The following is a 223-nucleotide window of genomic DNA, read 5'->3' as shown; positions in this document are numbered from 1 at the left end:
GAGATGTTGGTCCCCCACAGACGGCCGAACAGGCTCATCGCGAGCTCGGTGCGTCCGGCTCCCATCAGCCCGGCGAAGCCGACGATCTCGCCTGCGCGGACGCTGAAGTGCGCGTGGTTGACCACTTTCCGGGTCGTGTCGACGGGGTGGTAGGCGGTCCAGTCCTCGACGCGGAACCGCTCCTCGCCGATGTTCGGCTCGTGCGGCGGGAAGAGGTTGTTCA

Annotated in this window: 1 pseudogene; it reads right to left on the bottom strand. The window is 67.3% G+C overall.

Annotation, left to right across the window (positions count from 1 at the left end):
* A pseudogene (locus BN358_RS23995) lies at positions 1-223 on the bottom strand (ABC transporter ATP-binding protein); the annotation flags it as partial.

Source organism: Sedimentibacter sp. B4 (assembly GCF_000309315.1).
Classification (GTDB): Bacteria; Bacillota; Clostridia; order Tissierellales; family Sedimentibacteraceae; genus Sedimentibacter; species Sedimentibacter saalensis.
The sequence above is the reverse complement of the archived record's forward strand: the minus strand, read 5'-3'. Positions and strand labels throughout refer to the sequence as shown.